The sequence below is a fragment of the Halomonas sp. H5 genome, from assembly GCF_050613175.1.
Taxonomy (GTDB): Bacteria; Pseudomonadota; Gammaproteobacteria; order Pseudomonadales; family Halomonadaceae; genus Bisbaumannia; species Bisbaumannia salifodinae.
Genome location: NZ_CP192510.1, coordinates 2012281 through 2030735, shown reverse-complemented (window position 1 = coordinate 2030735; position 18455 = coordinate 2012281). Strand labels below are relative to the sequence as shown.

15 protein-coding genes and 1 pseudogene are annotated in these 18455 nt (G+C 67.6%); 7 read left to right on the top strand and 9 right to left on the bottom strand.

The window, feature by feature from the left end; all coding sequences use genetic code 11:
- Window positions 1–192 precede the first annotated feature (192 nt).
- Window positions 193–1125, top strand: a complete 933-nt coding sequence (rarD, locus tag ACQ1W9_RS09500; protein ID WP_431026339.1) for an EamA family transporter RarD — start codon at window positions 193–195, stop codon at window positions 1123–1125.
- Window positions 1126–1257: 132 nt separating this feature from the next.
- Here rarD and ACQ1W9_RS09495 read toward each other — a convergent pair whose 3' ends face one another.
- Window positions 1258–2886, bottom strand: a complete 1629-nt coding sequence (locus ACQ1W9_RS09495; protein ID WP_431026338.1) for a methyl-accepting chemotaxis protein — start codon at window positions 2884–2886, stop codon at window positions 1258–1260.
- Between the two features lie 220 nt (window positions 2887–3106).
- Between ACQ1W9_RS09495 and ACQ1W9_RS09490 the strand changes: the two genes are divergently transcribed.
- Entirely contained in the window at window positions 3107–4843 is a 1737-nt protein-coding gene (locus ACQ1W9_RS09490; protein WP_431026337.1) for a SulP family inorganic anion transporter, read from the top strand.
- Between the two features lie 122 nt (window positions 4844–4965).
- Here the strand turns inward: ACQ1W9_RS09490 and alr are convergent, their stop codons facing one another.
- From alr to glaH, 3 genes are all read right to left on the bottom strand, one after another.
- Entirely contained in the window at window positions 4966–6207 is a 1242-nt protein-coding gene (gene alr / locus ACQ1W9_RS09485; protein WP_431026336.1) for an alanine racemase, read from the bottom strand.
- Window positions 6208–6428: 221 nt separating this feature from the next.
- Window positions 6429–7622: an L-2-hydroxyglutarate oxidase gene (gene lhgO / locus ACQ1W9_RS09480; protein WP_431026335.1), complete on the bottom strand. Its 1194-nt coding sequence runs from the start codon at window positions 7620–7622 to the stop codon at window positions 6429–6431.
- A gap of 96 nt (window positions 7623–7718) precedes the next feature.
- Window positions 7719–8699, bottom strand: a complete 981-nt coding sequence (glaH, locus tag ACQ1W9_RS09475) for a glutarate dioxygenase GlaH (RefSeq protein WP_431026334.1) — start codon at window positions 8697–8699, stop codon at window positions 7719–7721.
- A 190-nt stretch (window positions 8700–8889) separates the two neighbouring features.
- Here glaH and csiR point away from each other — a divergent pair, with 190 nt between their 5' ends.
- Window positions 8890–9576 carry a DNA-binding transcriptional regulator CsiR gene (csiR, locus tag ACQ1W9_RS09470; RefSeq protein WP_431026333.1) on the top strand — a complete coding sequence of 229 codons (687 nt, stop codon included), beginning with the start codon at window positions 8890–8892 and terminating at the stop codon, window positions 9574–9576.
- 96 nt (window positions 9577–9672) lie between these two features.
- Here csiR and sugE read toward each other — a convergent pair whose 3' ends face one another.
- From sugE to ACQ1W9_RS09450, 4 genes are all read right to left on the bottom strand, one after another.
- A complete protein-coding gene (gene sugE, locus ACQ1W9_RS09465; RefSeq protein WP_431026332.1) occupies window positions 9673–9993 on the bottom strand; it encodes a quaternary ammonium compound efflux SMR transporter SugE in 321 nt (106 codons plus the stop codon).
- Between the two features lie 367 nt (window positions 9994–10360).
- Window positions 10361–11293 (bottom strand): biotin-dependent carboxyltransferase family protein, encoded by a 933-nt coding sequence (locus tag ACQ1W9_RS09460; RefSeq protein ID WP_431026331.1) that lies wholly within the window; start codon window positions 11291–11293, stop codon window positions 10361–10363.
- Window positions 11290–12012: a 5-oxoprolinase subunit B family protein gene (locus ACQ1W9_RS09455; protein ID WP_431026330.1), complete on the bottom strand. Its 723-nt coding sequence runs from the start codon at window positions 12010–12012 to the stop codon at window positions 11290–11292. Before ACQ1W9_RS09455 ends, ACQ1W9_RS09460 begins: the two co-directional genes overlap by 4 nt.
- 8 nt (window positions 12013–12020) lie before the next feature.
- The gene (locus ACQ1W9_RS09450) at window positions 12021–12764 is read right to left on the bottom strand and encodes a 5-oxoprolinase subunit PxpA (RefSeq protein ID WP_431026329.1); all 744 of its coding nucleotides are present in this window, start codon (window positions 12762–12764) and stop codon (window positions 12021–12023) included.
- Window positions 12765–12981: 217 nt separating this feature from the next.
- On the opposite strand from ACQ1W9_RS09450, the gene ACQ1W9_RS09445 reads away from it, so the two are divergent.
- From ACQ1W9_RS09445 to ACQ1W9_RS09430, 4 genes are read left to right on the top strand one after another with little or no spacing between them, the layout of a single operon-like run.
- Window positions 12982–13974 (top strand): TRAP transporter substrate-binding protein, encoded by a 993-nt coding sequence (locus ACQ1W9_RS09445; RefSeq protein WP_431026328.1) that lies wholly within the window; start codon window positions 12982–12984, stop codon window positions 13972–13974.
- 59 nt (window positions 13975–14033) lie between these two features.
- Window positions 14034–14585, top strand: coding sequence for a TRAP transporter small permease (locus ACQ1W9_RS09440; RefSeq protein WP_431026327.1), 552 nt, complete (start codon window positions 14034–14036; stop codon window positions 14583–14585).
- 14 nt (window positions 14586–14599) lie between these two features.
- The gene (locus tag ACQ1W9_RS09435) at window positions 14600–15898 is read left to right on the top strand and encodes a TRAP transporter large permease (RefSeq protein WP_346062331.1); all 1299 of its coding nucleotides are present in this window, start codon (window positions 14600–14602) and stop codon (window positions 15896–15898) included.
- Window positions 15899–16429, top strand: coding sequence for a winged helix DNA-binding protein (locus ACQ1W9_RS09430; protein ID WP_431026326.1), 531 nt, complete (start codon window positions 15899–15901; stop codon window positions 16427–16429).
- Window positions 16430–16593: 164 nt separating this feature from the next.
- Here ACQ1W9_RS09430 and ACQ1W9_RS09425 read toward each other — a convergent pair.
- A pseudogene (locus ACQ1W9_RS09425) lies at window positions 16594–18418 on the bottom strand (protein kinase domain-containing protein).
- Window positions 18419–18455 lie beyond the last annotated feature (37 nt).

Here is an 18455-nt window from a genome sequence, read left to right as displayed (position 1 = left end):
GAGCCTGCCGGACGTAACGCTGATCTACTGCAAAACCCGGGCTTTCGGCCAATTTCATTCGATCCAATTCGTTAAATAGCGCGCTATTCGCCTCATCCGATCGATAAACTTGTCTCGAAATCCGCCTTTCTCGCGACGATCGGTCAAATCCGGCAGACTCCTAGATTGGCAGTTTTTAATAGCGAGATAATCATGAGCCAGGAAGTGGAACAGCGGGTGGAACAGCAGAGCCAGGCACGAGACGCCCGGGCCGGGGTCGGTTTCGGCCTGGCCGCCTACCTGATGTGGGGCTGTTTCCCGCTCTTCTTCGCGCTCTTCGAGGGGGTGCCGGCCTGGGAGATCCTGATCCACCGGGTACTCTGGTCGTGCTTCTTCCTGGTCGGCCTGGTCAGCCTGCTGGGGCGCTGGGCACCGATCCGCGCGGCCCTGGCCGAGCCGCGGCGCCTGGGGCGCGTGCTGGGCTGTGCCGTGCTGATCGCCATCAACTGGGGGCTCTATATCTACGCGGTGGAGAGCCGTCAGGTACTCCAGGCGAGCCTCGGCTACTTTATGACGCCGCTGGTCAATGTGGCGCTCGGCCTGCTGGTGCTGCGGGAGTCGATGGCGCGCCTGCAGGGCGCCGCGGTGGCCCTGGCGGTGGCGGCCATCGCCCTGCAGTTGCTGCTGCTGGGCGAGCTGCCCTGGATCAGCCTGACCCTGGCGCTGAGCTTCGGCACCTATGGCCTGCTGCGCAAGCAGGTGCCCCTGGACGGCCTCTCCGGGCTCTTCGTCGAGACCCTGCTGTTGCTGCCCCTGGGGCTGCTGGCGCTGGCCTGGCTGAGTGCCAGCGGGGCATCCCACTTCGGCGAGGCCGCCAAGGTCAGCGCCCTGCTGATCGCCAGCGGCGTGATCACCGCCCTGCCCCTGCTGGCCTTCGCCGGCGCCGCGAGGCGCCTGCGCCTGAGCACCCTGGGCTTCTTGATGTACCTCAACCCCAGCGTGCAGTTCGCCATCGCCCTGCTGGTGTTCCGCGAGCCCCTGTCGGCGGTGCAACTGACCACCTTTATGCTGATCTGGGTGGGCCTGGCCCTCTACTCCTTCGCCGCCTGGCAGACGCATCGCCGCCAGCCCCACCCCGGGGCCTGACCGCTGACTCCGACTCCTTCGCCGCCTGGCAGACGCATCGCCGCCAGCCCCACCCCGGGGCCTGACCGCTGACTCCGACTCCTTCGCCGCCGGACAGACGCATCGCCGCCATCGGGTCCCCGGCGCGAAGGCCTACCCAGGCGATGCAACCGGCACCGCCTCAGGACCCGGCGTCCCCGCCGGGCCTGGCAAGGCCGCCCCCGGCGCGGCGTCGGCGTGCCGGGGCCGCTCGGGTGCCGTGGTCCCTACGCCCTCCGGGGCATAGCCGATACGCAGGCCGCCCCAGTGCCGGCCCTTGACCCGAATCGGCACCGAGAGATCATGCATCACCTCGCCGGTGTCGCGCTTGTAGGTCTGCACCAGCAGGGGCTCCTGATGCGCCCCGCAGCGCCGCCCGGTGGGGTCATCGAAGATGCGCTTGCTGCGGCAGTACTTGAGGTCATGGGCACGGTCGCCGGTGGGGGCACGACTCACCGCCCGATTATGGGTTGGCACATAGCCACGCCGGTCGCAGGCGATGGCATAGGCCACGCCGAGTCGCTCGAGCAGGGGTTCCTGGATCGCCGGCAGATGGCGGTCGGTGTAGGCATCGAAGGCGCTGCGGTAGAGCGGTGGATCGGTATCGAGGATCGCCTCATAGCGGGGCTCGAAGAGGCTCGCCTCCTCGAGCTCACCCTGATCGATACCGGCCTCGAGCAGCCGCCCGATGCGCCGTGCCGTCTCCCGGGCCGCGGCATAGACCTGCTGGTGACGCCCCGCCAGGCGCTGCTGGGCCAGGGCCCCGTCGATGCCCTCCGCCGCCGTCAGCAGGGCATGGGCCTGGGCGGCCAGGTCATGCATATCGGCCTTGCCTCGGCGGGTCGCCTCGGCCAGTGCGCCGATCCCCTCGGTGACCTGGCGGGCATGCTCCTGGGTCTCGGCCATGGCCGAGGCGGTAGCGCCCACCGACGCCTCGACCTTATCCAGGTCCCCGGTCATCTCGACCAGGTGGCCGCCCACCTGGGACACCTGGTCGGCGCGCTCGCCGACCCGACGCATCAGGTGGCCCAGGGTATCCACCACCCGTTCGCTGCTGTCGCCGATATCCCCCACCAGGGCCTCCACATGGCGGGTGGCCTCGGCGGTGCGTCCGGCCAACGACCGTACCTCCCCGGCCACCACCGCGAAGCCGCGCCCCTGCTCACCGGCCCGAGCCGCCTCGATGGAGGCATTCAGCGACAGCAGGTTGGTCTGCTCGGCGATGGCGTCGATCATGGCGGTGACCTGGCGGATGCCCTCGGCCTTCTCGCCCAATGCCGCGAGCAGCTCGAGGGCCTGCTCGGAGCGGCCGGCCAGGGCCTGCATCTCCTCGATCACCTGGGTCAGGGCGTCTCGTCCCTGATGGCCCAACGCCCGGGAGCGACCGGCCAGGGTCGCCGCCTGGGCGGCATCTTCCGCGACCCGTGCCACCGCCGCGTTGATCGATGTCATCCGCGACACCGCCTCCTGCATGGCACCCTCCTGTTGTGCCAGCCGACCATCCAGGCGATCGGCATGGTGGGAGACCTCCGCCGAGGCGATGGCGGTCTGGCTGGCCCGCCCCAGCAGCCCCTGGGCCATGCGACGCAGGGAGAAGTAGTCGCGGCTGGGTGCCCAGGCGCCACGAGCCCCGCTCCCCGTCAGCGCCTCGCCCCGGGTACGGTAGATACGCCAGGGCCCCCAGAGCCCCAGGCCGAGCCCCAGCAGCAAACCGGCCGATGCGGCCAACGCGATCATCGCCATCCGTCTTCCCCGTTATTGTTGCTTTGCCGGCAGCATACCGGGAAGCCCGCCCCCGGGAAGTGGGACTTTGGCGGCACGACCAAGGGCGTACTCAAGCCGTCCCGGCAATGACCGATAACTCCTTTTTGGCCCGCGCGTTTCACCTGGTGCCACATGCCCCTCTCGCCGCGGCCACTTTTCGTTTAGGCTGTAGGGCCGCTTTCCCGCAAGACGAGACCGGATGCTCAAGCGCTACCTGCCGATCCTCACCTGGCTGCCTCACTATAACCGCCGCCTCTGCGCCGCGGACCTGCTGGCCGGGGTGATCGTCACCATCATGGTGATTCCCCAGTCGCTGGCCTATGCGATCCTCGCCGGCCTGCCGGCGGTGGTGGGCCTCTATGCCAGCATCCTGCCACTGCTGGCCTATACCCTGCTGGGCACCAGCCGTACCCTGGCGGTGGGTCCGGTGGCCATCGTCGCGCTGATGACCGGTGCCGCCCTGGCCGGGGTGGCCGCCCCCGGCACCCCGGAATACCTCCAGGCGGCCCTGGTGCTGTCACTGCTCTCGGGGCTGATGCTGGTGGCCATGGGCCTGGCCCGCCTGGGATTCCTGGCCAACTTCCTCAGTCACCCGGTGATCTCGGGCTTCCTGAGCGCCTCGGGCCTGCTGATCGCCGCCGGCCAGGCGGGGCACCTGCTGGGCATCGAGGGCGGCGGCTATACCCTGGTGGCGCAGTTGCTGACCCTGGCCGGCAACCTCGGCCAGGTCCACTGGCCGACCCTGGCCCTCGGCGGCGGCAGCCTGGCCTTCCTGGTGGCGGTGCGTCGCCACGGCAAGGCGACCCTGGGGCGCCTCGGCCTGCCCGCCAACCTGGCGGGGCTACTGACCCGCAGCGGCCCGGTGCTGGCGGTGGTGGTGACCACCCTGGTGACCTGGCGCCTCGGCCTTGACCAGGCCGGGGTGGCGGTGATCGGCGAGATCCCCCGGGGCCTGCCGCCCCTGACCCTGCCCAGTTTCGACAGCGGACTCTGGCGGGCCCTGCTGGTACCGGCCCTGCTGATCAGCGTGGTGGGCTTCGTGGAGTCGGTCTCCATGGCCCAGATGCTGGCCGCCAAGCGCCGCGAGCGGCTCTCCCCCAACCAGGAATTGCTGGGCCTGGGCGGCGCCAATCTCACCGCCGCCTTCTCCGCCGGCATGCCGGTGACCGGGGGCCTGTCGCGCACCGTGATCAACTATGATGCCGGGGCCCAGACCCCCATGGCCGGCGTCTTCGCCGCCCTCGGCATCGGCCTGGTGACCCTGGCCCTGACCCCCTGGCTCTACTACTTGCCCATCGCCACCCTGGCCGCCACCATCACCGTGGCCATCCTTACCCTGGTGGATATCCCCATGCTGCGCCAGACCTGGCGCTACTCCCGCGGCGACTTCGCCGCCATGGCGGTGACCATCCTGCTGACCCTGGTGGAGGGCGTGGAGCTGGGTATCCTCGCCGGGGTGACCCTCTCCATCGGCCTCTTCCTCTACCGCACCAGCCGTCCCCACTGCGCCCTGGTGGGCCGGGTCCCGGGCACCGAACATTTCCGCAACCCCGAGCGCCACGAGGTGGAAACCCTCAGTCATGTGGCCTTCCTGCGGGTCGACGAGAGCCTCTACTTCGCCAATGCCCGTTACCTGGAGGACACCGTGCTGGAGCTGGTGGCGGCGCATCCCGGCGTCGAGCATGTGGTGCTGATCTGCTCGGCGGTCAACCTGATCGACGCCTCGGCGCTGGAGAGCCTGGATGCCATCAACGCCCGCCTCAAGGAAGCCGAGGTCACCCTGCACCTGGCCGAGGTCAAGGGGCCGGTGATGGACCGTCTCAAGCACAGCGACTTCCTCGATGCGCTCGGCGGCCGCGTCTTCCTCAGCACCTACGCCGCCTGGAGCGAGCTCAAGCATCGCTCGCCCTCTCCCGACGAGGCCGCCACCGGCTAAGCCGGCGACGGCTCCTGGGCTGGATCATTAGCGCCACCCTGTGTTTCCAGACGCCCCTGCCCCTGGGGCCAATACGACGATGCCGCCCCTGGGGGCGGCATCTGGCTCAATGGACAAGCGGTTTACTGCGAGTCGCCCTCACGGGGCCGCAACACCTTGGGATTGGAGTTGCCCCAGACGGTATACACATCCGCCAGCAGGGTGCCGTTAAGGGCCTCCAGCTCCTCGATGGTGATGCGCCCCTCCCCCTGGACGCCATAGAGCACCACCTCGTCGCCGGCGCCGACCCCGGGCAGGTCGGTGACATCCACCATGGTGGTGTTCATCGAGACCTTGCCCAGCACCGGCACCCGCTCGCCGTTGATCAGCACATGGGCGGCATCGGTAAAGACCCGGCGATAGCCATCGGAGTAGCCCACCGGCAGGTTGGCCAGCAGGCTGTCGCGCTCCAGCACCCGCAGGTTGTCGTAGCCGACACCGCTGCCCGCCGCATAGTCGTTGACCGAGGCGACCCGGGTGCGGAAGGACATCACCGGCTCGAACTGCGGATAATGCGGCAGATCGCCATAGAGCAGGCCGCCGGGGCGCACCATATCGAGCCGTGCCTCCGGCACCTCCATGGTGGTAAAGGAGTTGGCAGCGTGCAGGATCAGGGCATCGCGATCGAGGCCGGCGGTCTCGATCAGCCAGTCGCTCTGCTCGTGAAAGGCCGCCAGCCCCTGGCGCACGAAGTCGACCTCCTCGAAGGCGAAGTGGGTCATGATCCCCGCCAGCTCCAGCCGCGGCAACGCCAGCAGCTCCAGCGCCTCCTGGCGCCCGGCGTCGCCGTCCAGGGCCAGGCCATTGCGCCCCATGCCGCCGGCATTGAGCCCCAGGTGGTAGCGCAGGGTCACCCCCGCCTCGGCGGCCGCCTCCGACGCTTGCCGCGCCGCCGCGATATCGCCGAACAGCTCTTCCATCTCATAGTCGAAGGCGCCGCGCACCTCCTCGGGGGTGGCGCTGCGCACCCGCATCAGGCGCCCCTCGAAGCCGCCGGCCCGCACCACCCGGGCCTCCTCGTTGCTGGCCACGCCGATGCAGGGAATCCCCAGGGCGATCACCGAGGGCATCAGGTTGGCGATGCCGTGACCATAGGCGTCCGCCTTCATGATGGCGCACAGCTCCGACTCGCCGTCGAGCAGTTGCTGGACCCCGCGCACGTTGCCCTCGAAGGCGGCCTGGGAGATCTCGACCCAGGCATTGGCGCTCTGGTGTTCGGGACTGCCGACCAGCAGGGGCCGGTCGTCGAGCAGCGGCGCGGCCTGGGTGGTACCGGAGAGGGCGGTGACGATGGCCGCCGCCAGCAGGGTGGGCGTCAATTTCATCTTCGCTTCCTTGAGTGATTGGGGTTGTTATGGCATCCCGCCCCCACCCTAGCCCTGCCCCGCCCGGCTCACGAGGGACGATGACGCCTCGATACAAGAAACTGCGAATTAATAAAAAAACCCACGCATCAGCGTGGGCAAAATGGCTACCGGGCACCGGGCCACGGCAAGACCGAGAGTCATATAAGAGGCGGGAGACGATGATCTCCCTCACCAGGGCATCAGGCCACCTGCGCCTGAACCTTTTCGACGATATGGGCGCCGATGGGAATCGCCGAGGTCGCCGCCGGAGACGGCGCATTGCAGACATTGATAGTGCGCCTGGTGTTGACGAAGAGGAAGTCGTCCACCAGCTTGCCATCCTTGGAGACCGCCTGGGCCCGCACCCCGGCGGGATAGGCACCGAGATCGGCCTTGGAAATGCTCGGGCAGTACTTGCGCACCTCCTCCAGGTAACCGCCCTTGAACAGGGAGTTCTTCATCTCGTGGAGGCCCGGCTTGAGGTTCGCCTTGAGCACCTTGAGGATCCCCGGATTGGTGAACATCCTGGCCATATCGCCCACCGAGATATCCGTCTTGCGGTAGCCCTCGCGCTTGAACGCCAGCACCGCATTGGGGCCGACGGTCACGGTGCCGTCGATCATGCGGGTCAGGTGCACGCCGAGAAACGGCATGGAGGGATCGGGAATCGGATAGATCAGGTGGTTGACGATCCGGTTGTGTTTCTCCGGCAGCAGATAGTACTCGCCGCGGAAGGGGCAGATGGTAAAGCCGGGGTCGAGGCCCAGCATGCGCACCACCCGATCGGCCATCAGCCCCGAGCAGGAGAGCAGATACCGGCTGGTAACATCGCCCTGGCGGGTCTTGACCACCACCTCCTGGGCACGCTCCTCCAGGCCGGTCACCTCGGTGGCATAGCGAATCTCGCCGCCCAGGCGCTGGAACTCGCCGGCCATGGCCTCGGTGACCCGGGCATAATTGACGATGCCGCTGGAGGGCACGAAGATCCCGCCCACGCCGGTGATATTGGGCTCGCGCTCCTTGAGCTCGGCACCCGACAACCAGTGACGCTCCAGGCCGTTGGCCTCGGTGCGCTCCCACAGCGCCTGCATGCGCTGCATCTCGACATCATTGGTGGCCACCAGCAGCTTGCCGCATTCGTCATAGGCGATGCCGTGGGTGTCGCAGAACGCCTTGGTGGCGCGATTGCCCTCCAGGCAGAAGCGCGCCTTGAGGCTGCCCGGGGTGTAATAGACCCCGGCATGAATCACGCCGCTGTTATGGCCGGTCTGGTGGTGGGCCGGGCCCGACTCCTTCTCCACCAGGAGCATCTTGCGATCGGGATAGGTCCGGATCAGCTGCATGGCGGTGGACATGCCGATGATGCCGCCGCCGATAATAATAAAGTCGTACACCGCAGGCCTCGTCGTCTCGTCGGGGGCGCGTTCCTCCTGCACCGGGAGGAACGTCAATACCAAGGCCGCGCCTCGGCGCGGCCCCGGAAAGTCTACTTACTTCTGGCGCGGATTACGCAATGTCTTGGCGTGGGTGAAGTAGCCACGCTGGCGCATCAGCTCGCGGCGCAGGTCGGGGTGCGGGGTAAAACGATCGCGACCATGCAGCCAGAAATGGTTGTTGATCAGCAGGAAACTCCCCACCGGATTGGGCACCGAGAGGATCGCCGGGCTGGTCTCCAGGGACTCGGAGAGGTCGGTGAGCCAGTTGCCCTCCTCGAAGTCCTTGGGCTGCACGAACTGATCGATATAGGCCATGATCGGGCGGCCATCACGATCCACGTCGAAGACCGCATGGTAGATGTCCTTGGCGACGTTCTTGCTGGGCGGCACGCTCCAGCGCATCTCGCGACGGGCCATGGGATGGCCGTAGAAGCGCTCCAGGTCGGCCCAGTCGTCCAGGTGCAGCAGCAGGGAGTTGCCGCCTTCCATGTTCTGCTCGTCGATCTTCATCATCAGCACATAGTCGGTGTCCTGCTCGACGAAGGTGCCATCGTTGTGCAGCTCCATCACCCGGTGCGGCTGTCGCAGGTAGCTGTCGGAGTTGTCGACGTTCTTGACCACGAAGCGGGCATAGTACTGGCCGCTCATGGCGTCATAGTTGGAGCGCCCCATCAGGTGAGCGACGGCGGTGGCCACCTTGACCATCTCCTCGGCCTGGGCCACGTCATCGAGGCCCTCGGGGGTCACCTGCAGGCCACCGGTGGCGCGATCCACCAGGGTGTTGATCAGCACCGGCTGCAGGGTATTGCCGCACAGGTCGTCGAGGACCTTGGCGACCCGGAAGCGCAGCATCGACTTGTACTCCAGCGCCTGCACCGGGGTATCGGCCACGGCGGCCAGGAAGGCCTCGACCACCTCACGGGAGAGGGTCAGGTCGAGCAGGCGCGGCGAGTGGCGGCTCGGCTCCAGGGTGAAGCCCTGGATGGCCTCGGGCAGCGGCGTGGCGACGGCGGGAAGCTGAGTCAAGACGGTCATGGTTGGCTCCTGGCTGGCGTAGTGGGTACCCCTGGGAGGCGCACCCTTAGTGACGACACAACATAAAAATATCTACATTTTTAATTTCCGTCAACCATGAGTCCTAAGATAGGTATTATGTGATCGTCTATCCCATTAGGTGGCTCATCGATGTATTGGGTATCATGCCGACAAGAAAAGGAGTGAACCCATGGATACCCCCCCTCGGCAGAATCAGGGCATCAGCGCCTACACCTGGCTCAAGAAAGACATTATTCGCGGCGTCTTCCCCCCCGGCGAGAAGCTGCTGATGAGCCATCTCAAGGAGCGCTACGAGCTGGGGGTCGGCCCGCTCCGCGAGGCCCTGTCCCAACTGGTGGCGGAACGCATGGTGGTGGCCATCAGCCAGCGCGGCTACCGGGTCGCCACCATGTCCCTGGCGGAGTTGAATGACCTCTATGACGCCCGCTCGCAGCTGGAGGGGCTCTTGCTGCGCCTGGCCATCGAGCGCGGCGACGACGACTGGGAGGCGGAGATCCTCGCCCATGCCCACACCCTCTCCAAGGTGGTGGAGGTGAATGGCCCGGATGAGGTGCTGGATATCTGGGATGCCCGCCACAAGGCCTTCCACCAGGCGATCGTCTCGGGCTGCGGCTCCGTGCACCTGCTGCGGGTGCGCGAGAGCCTCTTCGACCAGGCGGAGCGTTATCGCCACCTGTGGCTGCGGGAGACGGTCTTCTCGGAGGCGGCCCTGGCCACCAAGCGCGAGGAACATGCGGCCCTGGTGGAGGTGATCCTCAATCGGGACAGTCCGCGCGCCTGCGCCATGATGCGCGAGCACCTGATGACGCCGGTGCCGATCATCGCCGGGGTACTGGAGCGCCGCGGCCTGCTCTAGGTATGATCTCTCGGTAGGTTGTTCATACGGAGCCTACCCGGAACCACAAGGCCCGCGGCAATCGCCGCGGGCCTTGTGGTTGGCGGGAAGGGCCGGCTAACTGGCGAGCTTCAACCCCACCAGGCCGGCCAGTACCAGCACCAGGCTGACCAGGCGCAGCGGGCTGGCACTGTCGCCATAGATCAGCATGCCCAGCACCACCGTGCCCAGGGCGCCGATGCCCACCCAGATGGCGTAGGCGGTGCCCACCGGCAATACCTTCATGGCCTGGGCGAGCAGATAGAAGCTGGCCAGCATGGTGACCAGGGTAAAGAGACTCGGCCAGAGCCGGGTAAAGCCCTGCGAGGCCTTGAGCCCCAGGGCCCAGGCGACCTCGAGCAGGCCGGCGACGACGAGCAGGATCCAGGCGGTGGTCATGGGAGTGACTCCGGGTCGGTCGGGGCCGTCCCCGGTGAGTGTGATAACGACGGGTCGTCCCGCCGCGGCAGCAAGCCTAGCAAAGGGGCCGGCCCGGTCAAGTCATTACCGGCCTAATCCAGTTGGCTAATACAGTTGCCTTGCTAGGGGCGCTGGGGACAGGTCGGAGCGGGGGTTTTTTGCCAGGGGTGAGGAGCACGGCTCCGAACGGGCTGACCATGGATGGCCAGCCCCGGTCCTGCAAGCGGAGCAGGATGCATGAGCGCAGCAGGGCAAAAGTAGCGCCCAGGGACGGGTTTACCGCGCCCCGCGCAGGCCTGTCCCCAGGGCAGCCCCGGGCCTACAGAAGTGGATAAAGTTGACGCACCTACTCGAACTCCCGGCGCCAGCGCACGAACTCGTTATGGGCGGCTTCTCGGCCCTGGGGCCTGAGCCAGAGCCGCTGTCCGGGCTGACACTGGGCCAGGCGCGCACAGGCCAGGGGCGTCAGGCTGCCCAGGCGCGGATAGCCGCCAATGGTCTGGCGATCGTTGAGCAGCACGATGGGCTGGCCATCCGGCGGCACCTGCACCGCCCCCAGGCCGATGCCCTCCGAGACCAGGGAGTCGATGGCGCACTCGAGCCGCGGGCCGGTCAGGCGCACCCCCATGCGGTCGGCGCGGGCATCGACCCGCCAGGGGTGGTGAAAGGCGGCGAACAGGCTCGAACCACGAAAGGCCGCGATCTGGGCGCCGGGGATCAGCGCCAGCCGGGGCTCGGCGGCATAGTCGGGACGCACCGCCGGCGGCGCCTCCTCGGGCCCCGAGGGTTGCCCCGCGGCTCGGAAGGCCAGCGTATCGCCTGACGCCAGCGCCCTGCCCTCGCCGCGATGGCCGCCCAGGCCCTCGCGCACCACGCAGGCCAGGCTGCCCAGCTCCGGCTCGGCGAGAAAGCCGCCGGCCACCGCCAGATAGGCCCTGAGCCCATTCCGGGGCGTGGCGAAGGCGAGGCACTGACCGGCGCCCAGGCGAAACCGCCGCCAGGGCACCAGGGGCTCGCCATCGAGGGTCGCGCCCAGGTCCGCCCCGGCCAGGGCCAGCCAGGCGTCCCGCTCCGCCACCAGGGTCAGCCCGCCCAGGGTGACCTCCAGGGCGGCGGTGCCCCAGGGGTTGTCCACCAGGCGATTGGCCCAGGCCCAGGCATGCGGGTCCGCCGGTCCCCCTTGGGTCACGCCCAGGCGACGCACGCCGAAGCGCCCGGCATCCTGAAGCAGCGCCAAAGGCCCGGCTTGCTCCACCCGCAGACTCGCCAATTCGCTCATGCGCCCTCCTCCGCCATGGGGGTGGGGTCGCCGCCCAGTTCGATAAAGGTCTCGCGGTCCACCGCCTCGAAGCGCACCCGGTCGCCCACCGCCAGCAGGCTGTAGCCTTGCCGATGGCGGTCGAAGAGCGCCACCGGGGTGCGCCCCAGCAGGTTCCAGCCCCCGGGGGATGCCGCGGGATAGGCCGCGGTCTGACGCCCCGCCACCGCCACGCTGCCCGCCGGTACCCGGCGCCGCGGGGTGGCCAGGCGCGACGCCTCGAGGCTCGTCGGCAGCCGCCCCATAAAGGCGAAACCGGGGGCGAAGCCCAGGGCGAAGACCCGATACTCCGCCTGGGTATGGGCGCGGATCACGGCGGCGATATCGCCGGCGAAGCCCGCGGCCAGGCGCTTAAGCTCCGGTCCCACGCTCTCGTCATACCAGACCGGCAGACGCTTGAGCGGCGCCGACTCGGCGCCACTCTCCCTGGGCCTCAGCTCGGCGAGGATGGCCAGCAGGCGGCGGCGCGCCTCGCCGCCATCCAGGCGCAGCGGATCGAAACACACCAGTAGGGTGGTATAGGAGGGCACCAGGTCGACCAGGGCCTCGCCGAGGCTCGCCTCGCAGGCCGCCATCAGGGCCTCCAGCCAGGCCAGGTTGGCCTCGTCGATCTCGTCGAAGAGGCGCACCAGCCAGCCGTCCAGGCCCGCCGACTCCAGGCGCGGATTGGGGCGACTCATAGGGCGGCTCATAAGGAGTTCAGGGCCTGGCGAATGGCCACCACGGCGGCGATGGACTCGGGGTTGTCACCATGCACGCAGAGGGTCTCGGCCTCGAGCACCAGCTCACTGCCGTCACTGGCGGTCAACGGCTCGCCCCGGGCGATGCGGCTGGCCTGATCGACGATAAGCGCCGGGTCATGATGCACGGCGCCGGGCTCGCGGCGCGATACCAGGCGCCCCTCGCCGTCGTAGGCGCGATCGGCGAAGGCCTCGAACCACAGGGTCAGGCCGTGGCTCTCGGCCAGGCGCCGGGCCGGGGCGTTGTCGCGGGTGGCCATCACCATCAAGGGCAGCTTGGGGTCATAGGCCGCCACCGCCCGCATCACCGCCTCGAGAATCGCGGGGTCACGCATCATGTCGTTATAGAGGGCGCCATGGGGCTTCACATAGCCCACCCGGGTGCCTTCGGCGCGACAGATCCCCGCCAGGGCGCCCAGTTGATAGAGCAGCAGGTTCTCCACCTCCTCGGGACGGCAGGCAAGCGAGCGCCGCCCGAAGCCCACCAGGTCCGGATAGGCGGGATGCGCCCCGACGGTGACGCCATGGGCCACCGCCAGGGCCACGGTGCGGCGCATGGTATCCGGGTCGGAGGCGTGAAAGCCGCAGGCCACATTGGCCAGGTCGACATGGGGCATCAGCTCGCTATCGCGGCCCATCACCCAGGGCCCCAGGCTTTCGCCCATATCGGCGTTGAGTCGTAATCGGGTCATGTCCAGGCTCCTCCATCGTGGCGACGGCATCGTTGCGTCTTGAAGATAATTTATCGATAAATTCACATCATTTCATCATCAAATAGTCGTAAAAACGTTGACGCATCATCTTCCCGAGACCTAACCTCCCATCACACCAGCGGCTAAGCTGCGACTGTGAACCCCGGCGCCCCGGCGACCGATACAACAATAGCGACCCAACCACGAGGAAGATTCGATGAAGACCCGTCTACTGGCAGGGCTCACCTCCACCGCCCTGGGCCTCGGCCTCACTACCCTCGGCACCGGCGCCCAGGCCGCCACTCAATGGGACATGCCCACCCCCTATGGCGATCGCACCTTCCATACCGTCAATATTCGCGAATTCGCCGACGAGGTGCGCGAGCGCACCGACGGCGAGCTGGATATCACCGTTCATTCCAACGGCTCGCTGATCGGCCACCCCGAGATCAAGAACTCGGTACGCCGCGGTATCGTGCCCATGGGCGAACTGATCATGTCGCGGCTGGCCAACGAGAATCCCATCTACGAGGTCGACTCGGTGCCCTACCTGGCGGCCAACTACGAGGACGCCTGGACCCTGTGGGAGGCCTCCCGGGAGATCATCGCCGAGGAGTTGGCCAATCAGCGCCTGCGCCTGCTGTTCGCGGTGCCCTGGCCGCCCCAGGGGATCTTCACCCAGCGGGCCATCGAGTCGCCGGATGACCTGCGCAACCTCAGCATGCGTGCCTACAACACCGCCAGCGAGCGCCTCGCCCAGCTGACCGGCGCCGTGCCCACCCAGGTGGAGGTGCCGGATATCCCCACCGCCTTCAGCACCGGCCGGGTCGAGGCCATGGTCACCTCGCCGGCCACCGGCGCCGACACCAAGGCCTGGGACTACCTGAGCCACTTCAACCACGCCCAGTTGTGGCTGCCCAAGAACATGGTGATCGTCAACGAACAGGCCTTCTCGCGCCTCGACGAGGCCACCCGGGAGGCGCTGCTCGAGGCCGCCGCCGAGGCCGAGCGCCGCGGCTGGGAGATGAGCCGCCGGGAGACCGAGGAGGCCCTGGCCGTGCTCGCCGAGAACGGCATCCAGATCAGCGAGCCCAGCGCCGAGCTCACCGAACTGCTCGAACAGATCGGCGCCACCATGACCGACGAGTGGGTCGAGCGCGCCGGCGACCCGGGCGCCGCCATCCTCGGCAACTACCTCAACGCTCGCTAGCGGGGTTCCGGGCCCCGCGGGGCCCGGCTTGCCTTTGCCGCCTCATCACGGTGACTCCCATGCACTTTCGACTCCGTTCCCTCTATACCCTGGGGGGCTACCTGGCCGCCGCCTGCCTGTGTCTGATCTGTGGCCTGATCACCGCCCAGATCCTCGGCCGCATCGTCGACCGGCTCGCCATCCAGTTGGGCTTCGACCGCATCGGCCTGGCGATTCCCGGCCTCGCCGAGATCTCCGGCTTCCTGCTGGTGGGCGCCAGCTTCCTGGGCCTGGCCTACACCTTTATTCACGGCGGCCATATCCGCGTGACCCTGCTGATCGGCCGCCTGGCCCCGGGGTGGCGCGCCTACGTGGAACTGCTCTGCCTGGGCCTGGCCCTGGCACTGGCCGCCTACCTGGGCTGGAACCTCTACTGGCTGCTGGAGGATAGCATCGCCTTCGGCGAGACCTCCTATGGGCTGCTGCGTATTCCCCTGTGGATCCCCCAGTCGGCGATGTTGGCCGGCGTGGTCCTGTTCTGCCTGGCCCTGCTGGAGGCCTGGCTCTCCACCCTCGTTATCGCCCTGACCCGCCCGTCGAGCTTTCGCATCGACGACGCCGGCCACGAATAAGCCCGGAGTCCACCATGCTATTGATGATGACCCTTCTCTTCGTGGCCCTGCTGATCATGCTGGGCGGTGGCGTCTGGGTGGCCTTCGCCCTGCTGGGCATGGGCTGGCTGGGTATCGCCGCCTTCACCAATGTCCCCACCGGCGACGTCATGGCCAGCACCATCTGGAGCGCCAGCTACAGCTGGGAGCTGACCGCCCTGCCGATGTTCATCTGGATGGGCGAGATCCTGTTTCGTTCACGCCTCGCCGAGGACATGTTCAGCGGCCTCTCGCCCTGGATGCAGCGGGTGCCGGGGCGCCTGCTGCACACCAATGTGGTGGGCTGCGGCCTGTTCGCCGCGGTCTCCGGCTCCTCCGCCGCCACCTGCGCCACCATGGGCAAGATGACCCTCCCGGAACTCGGCCGCCGCGGTTATGACGACCGCCTGGTGCTGGGCACCCTGGCCGGCTCCGCCACCCTGGGGCTGCTGATTCCACCGTCGATCATCCTGATCGTCTTCGCCGTGGCCACCGACCAGTCCATCGCGCGGCTCTTTATGGCCGGGGTCTTCCCGGGACTGCTGCTGATCGCCTTGTTCACGGCCTATCTGATGCTCTGGGCCTGGCGCTACCCCGAGCGGATCCCCCCCGCCGACGAACACACCAGCCTGAGGGAGAAGCTACGCCGCTCGAAGCGCCTGATTCCGATGATGGGACTGATCGTCGGGGTGATCGGCTCCATCTACGCGGGCCTGGCCTCGCCCACCGAGGCGGCCGCGGTGGGGGTGGCCCTTTCCCTGGGGCTGGCCCGGGTGCAGGGCGCCATGAACCGGGAGATCTTCCGCGACGCCCTGCTCGGCGCGGTGAAGACCTCCACCATGATCGCCTTTATCCTCGCCGGGGCCTCCTTCCTCACCGTGGCCATGGGCTTTACCCGGCTACCCAGCGAACTGGCCGCCTGGATCGCCACCCTGGAGCTGTCGCCGCTGATGCTGCTGCTGGCGCTGACCCTGTTCTTTATCGTCCTGGGCTGCTTCCTCGACGGCATCTCGGTGGTGGTGCTGACCACCTCCATCATGCTGCCCATGGTGGAGGCCGCCGGCATCGACCTGATCTGGTTCGGTATCTTCCTGGTGATCGTGGTGGAGATGTCGCAGATCACGCCACCGGTGGGCTTCAATCTCTTCGTGTTGCAGGGCATGACCGGCAAGAACATCCTGCATATCGCCAAGGCCGCCCTGCCCTTCTTCGGGCTGATGCTGCTGGGTGTTATCCTCATCACCCTCTTCCCGCAGATCGTCACCTATCTGCCCGATGCCATGGGGAACCGCTAAATGAGTCAAGCACGCAGCACCGCCGCCGATCCGCGCGGGCCCATCGTCTCCTCCGAGCACCTGTCGCGCAGCGCCCAGGAGCTCTCGGAATTCGAATTCGGCCTGATCATCTCCAGCCACGCCTTCAACCGCTGGATGGTGCGCTGCATGACCGCCAGCGGCTACCCGGAGCTGGGCGCCCTGGATGTGCTGGTGCTGCATAGCGTTAACCATCGGGAACGGGCCAAGCGCCAGGCGGATATCTGCCTGGTGCTCAATGTGGAAGACACCCATACGGTGACCTATGCGCTGAAGAAGCTGACCAAACTGGGCCTGGTCGGCGGCGAGAAGCACGGCAAGGAGACCTTCTTCCGCACCAGCGAGGCGGGCCGGGCGGCCTGCATGAAGTATGCGGAGATTCGCGAAGCCTGCCTGGTGGAATCGCTCTCCTCCATGGGCATCGGCCGCGAGGAGATGCACCAGATCGCCGGCATGCTCAGGGCCATGTCGGGGCTCTATGATCAGGCGGCCCGCTCCGCCGCCTCGCTGTAACTCGACATCGACATCGGCGCCGCCGCCCTCGGGCGGCGGCCTTGTGCTCAGACGCCTTCTCCCTGGCGCCTGGCCTCGCGGGGATTCTTGGTGATCAGGCGGCACGCTCCGCCGCCTCGCTGTAACTCGACATCGACATCGACGCCTTCGGGCGGCGCTGTCGTTCACGCCTCCGCGCGACGGGGGTTCTTGGGATAGTAGCGCTCCGGCATATGCTCGATATGCGAGAAGAAGCGGGTGTCCTTGTAGGGCATCTTCATGAAGCCGGAGACCCCGAGCCCCTCGATCAGCCCCACGGCGCTCAAGATATCGTCCAGGTAATGGCGGAATTCCGCCTCCCGGGCCGGGTCCAGCAGCCGATAGTAGCTGTGGATCTTGAGGTGGTTGGGCAGCGCCTCGAAGATGATCATGCCGGTGTGGTGGATCTGGTTGAGGGCCTCCAGGGAGAGGATGATCTCGTCGGGGAGCACCAGGAACTCCTCCGGGTCGGGGCCATCCTCGAAGTAGGAGTGGACCCGGCTGCGATCCTCCAGCTCGGGGGCGGCGCTCACCTCGTAGGGCAGGCACATGCCCGGGGCGAGGCGAAACGGCTGCTCCGGGCCGTGGCGGTCGATATGCAGGGTGTCCCGGGCATTGAACAGGCAGCTCTTGAAGAGATCCCTGGCGGTAGATACCCCGGGCCAGGCTGACCAGGTTGTTGACCGCCGCCACCAAGGCGGGCTTGAGCGCCGGGTCATGCAGGTTGAGGGAGGTGTCGATATAGACGCCGTCGGCCTCCCAGCGCACCGCCAGCCCCCCCACCACCGGGTACTTGCCGAGCCGGCTCACCGCCGCCAGGAAGGCCTTCTCGGTCTCCCCCATGCCCTGCATGAAGTTCTTGTAGTAGCGATCCAGCTGCACGTCGTTGACGTCGTTGAGGGTCTCCTCGGCGTGCTCCTCGCGCAGGAAGGCCTTGCGCGAGGAGTAGACCACGGTATCGATCTCGCGCCCGACGGGCCGCGCCCAGACCGGCACCAGGGCGCTCTCGGCGGGCGCCGGCAGGTCGACCATCACCACCCGGGCCAGGCGTGGCATCTCGCGCAGGAAGTAGTCCCCGGCCCGGGCCCGCAGGCCGGGATCCGGGTCGAGCATGGCGTCCAGCAGGCGCGCGAACTCCATGGGTAGGCCCAGGGAGGTGGCCGGGATCACCCGATGGCCGAAGCGGCAGGACTGGGCCGAGGCCAGGGCATAGAGGGTGGCGGCGGCGCCCTGCTCGTCGAAGCGCGGCGAGGAGAGGGCCCCGTTCAGCTGCTCCTCGCCGATAAAGTAGACGTCGCCCAGCCGGGCATTGGTCTGCTGGAGGTTGTCGGACATCAGCTCCATGACGTTGGCGGCCACGAACTGGCCATTGGCGTCCAGCTGGGCGAACACCGAGGAGCCCCAGTCGATCAGCGCCACCTCCTCCCGGACGGCATCGAAGACCAGGTTGGAGGGCTTGATATCGCCGTGGATCACCGGCTTGCCGGTGACGCCGGATTCCCGGCGCAGGTGGCGCAGGATATCCGCCAGCTGGTCGGCGATGCGCACCACCAGGCGCGGTGACAATCGCCCCTCCCTGAGCGACACTTCCTCCAGGTTGAGGCCCGGGGCCCGCTCCATCACCAGGATCGACTGGTTGCGCACCCGCTGGTAGGCGATCAGCCGGGGCACCCGGGGGTGCTCCACCTGCTCGAGCATAAAGGCCTCTTCCTCGAGGCGCTCCTGGAGGTGGGCCGGCAGGGTGACGCGGCTGAACTTGAAGACGTACTGCTGGTCGAGGGCGGTGATCCCGGCGAAGACGAAGCCGTAGGCGCCCTTGCCCACCAGCTCGATCTCCCGGTAGCCGAGCTGCTCGAGCTGGGTGCGGCACAGGGCCACCCACTCGCGCAGCTTGCGGGCATCGTCCTGGCTGAGCAGGTAGATGGACTGCTCTTCGGGAATATAGAACTGCTGCAGGGGCGCCTGGCTCATCGACTCTCCTTATTGCCCGGGGCACTCGCAGTTCGCG

What these genes read in the sequence shown, in the direction of transcription:
- ACQ1W9_RS09495 (WP_431026338.1), bottom strand. Translation starts at nt 2,886, where the DNA reads ATGGCGATGATCGCGTTGGCCGCATCGGCCGGTTTGCTGCTGGGGCTC.
- csiR (WP_431026333.1), top strand. Translation starts at nt 8,890, where the DNA reads ATGGATACCCCCCCTCGGCAGAATCAGGGCATCAGCGCCTACACCTGG.
- ACQ1W9_RS09445 (WP_431026328.1), top strand. Translation starts at nt 12,982, where the DNA reads ATGAAGACCCGTCTACTGGCAGGGCTCACCTCCACCGCCCTGGGCCTC.
- glaH (WP_431026334.1), bottom strand. Translation starts at nt 8,699, where the DNA reads ATGACCGTCTTGACTCAGCTTCCCGCCGTCGCCACGCCGCTGCCCGAG.
- ACQ1W9_RS09440 (WP_431026327.1), top strand. Translation starts at nt 14,034, where the DNA reads ATGCACTTTCGACTCCGTTCCCTCTATACCCTGGGGGGCTACCTGGCC.
- ACQ1W9_RS09460 (WP_431026331.1), bottom strand. Translation starts at nt 11,293, where the DNA reads ATGAGCGAATTGGCGAGTCTGCGGGTGGAGCAAGCCGGGCCTTTGGCG.
- ACQ1W9_RS09450 (WP_431026329.1), bottom strand. Translation starts at nt 12,764, where the DNA reads ATGACCCGATTACGACTCAACGCCGATATGGGCGAAAGCCTGGGGCCC.
- alr (WP_431026336.1), bottom strand. Translation starts at nt 6,207, where the DNA reads ATGAAATTGACGCCCACCCTGCTGGCGGCGGCCATCGTCACCGCCCTC.
- ACQ1W9_RS09455 (WP_431026330.1), bottom strand. Translation starts at nt 12,012, where the DNA reads ATGAGTCGCCCCAATCCGCGCCTGGAGTCGGCGGGCCTGGACGGCTGG.
- sugE (WP_431026332.1), bottom strand. Translation starts at nt 9,993, where the DNA reads ATGACCACCGCCTGGATCCTGCTCGTCGTCGCCGGCCTGCTCGAGGTC.
- ACQ1W9_RS09435 (WP_346062331.1), top strand. Translation starts at nt 14,600, where the DNA reads ATGCTATTGATGATGACCCTTCTCTTCGTGGCCCTGCTGATCATGCTG.
- ACQ1W9_RS09490 (WP_431026337.1), top strand. Translation starts at nt 3,107, where the DNA reads ATGCTCAAGCGCTACCTGCCGATCCTCACCTGGCTGCCTCACTATAAC.
- ACQ1W9_RS09430 (WP_431026326.1), top strand. Translation starts at nt 15,899, where the DNA reads ATGAGTCAAGCACGCAGCACCGCCGCCGATCCGCGCGGGCCCATCGTC.
- rarD (WP_431026339.1), top strand. Translation starts at nt 193, where the DNA reads ATGAGCCAGGAAGTGGAACAGCGGGTGGAACAGCAGAGCCAGGCACGA.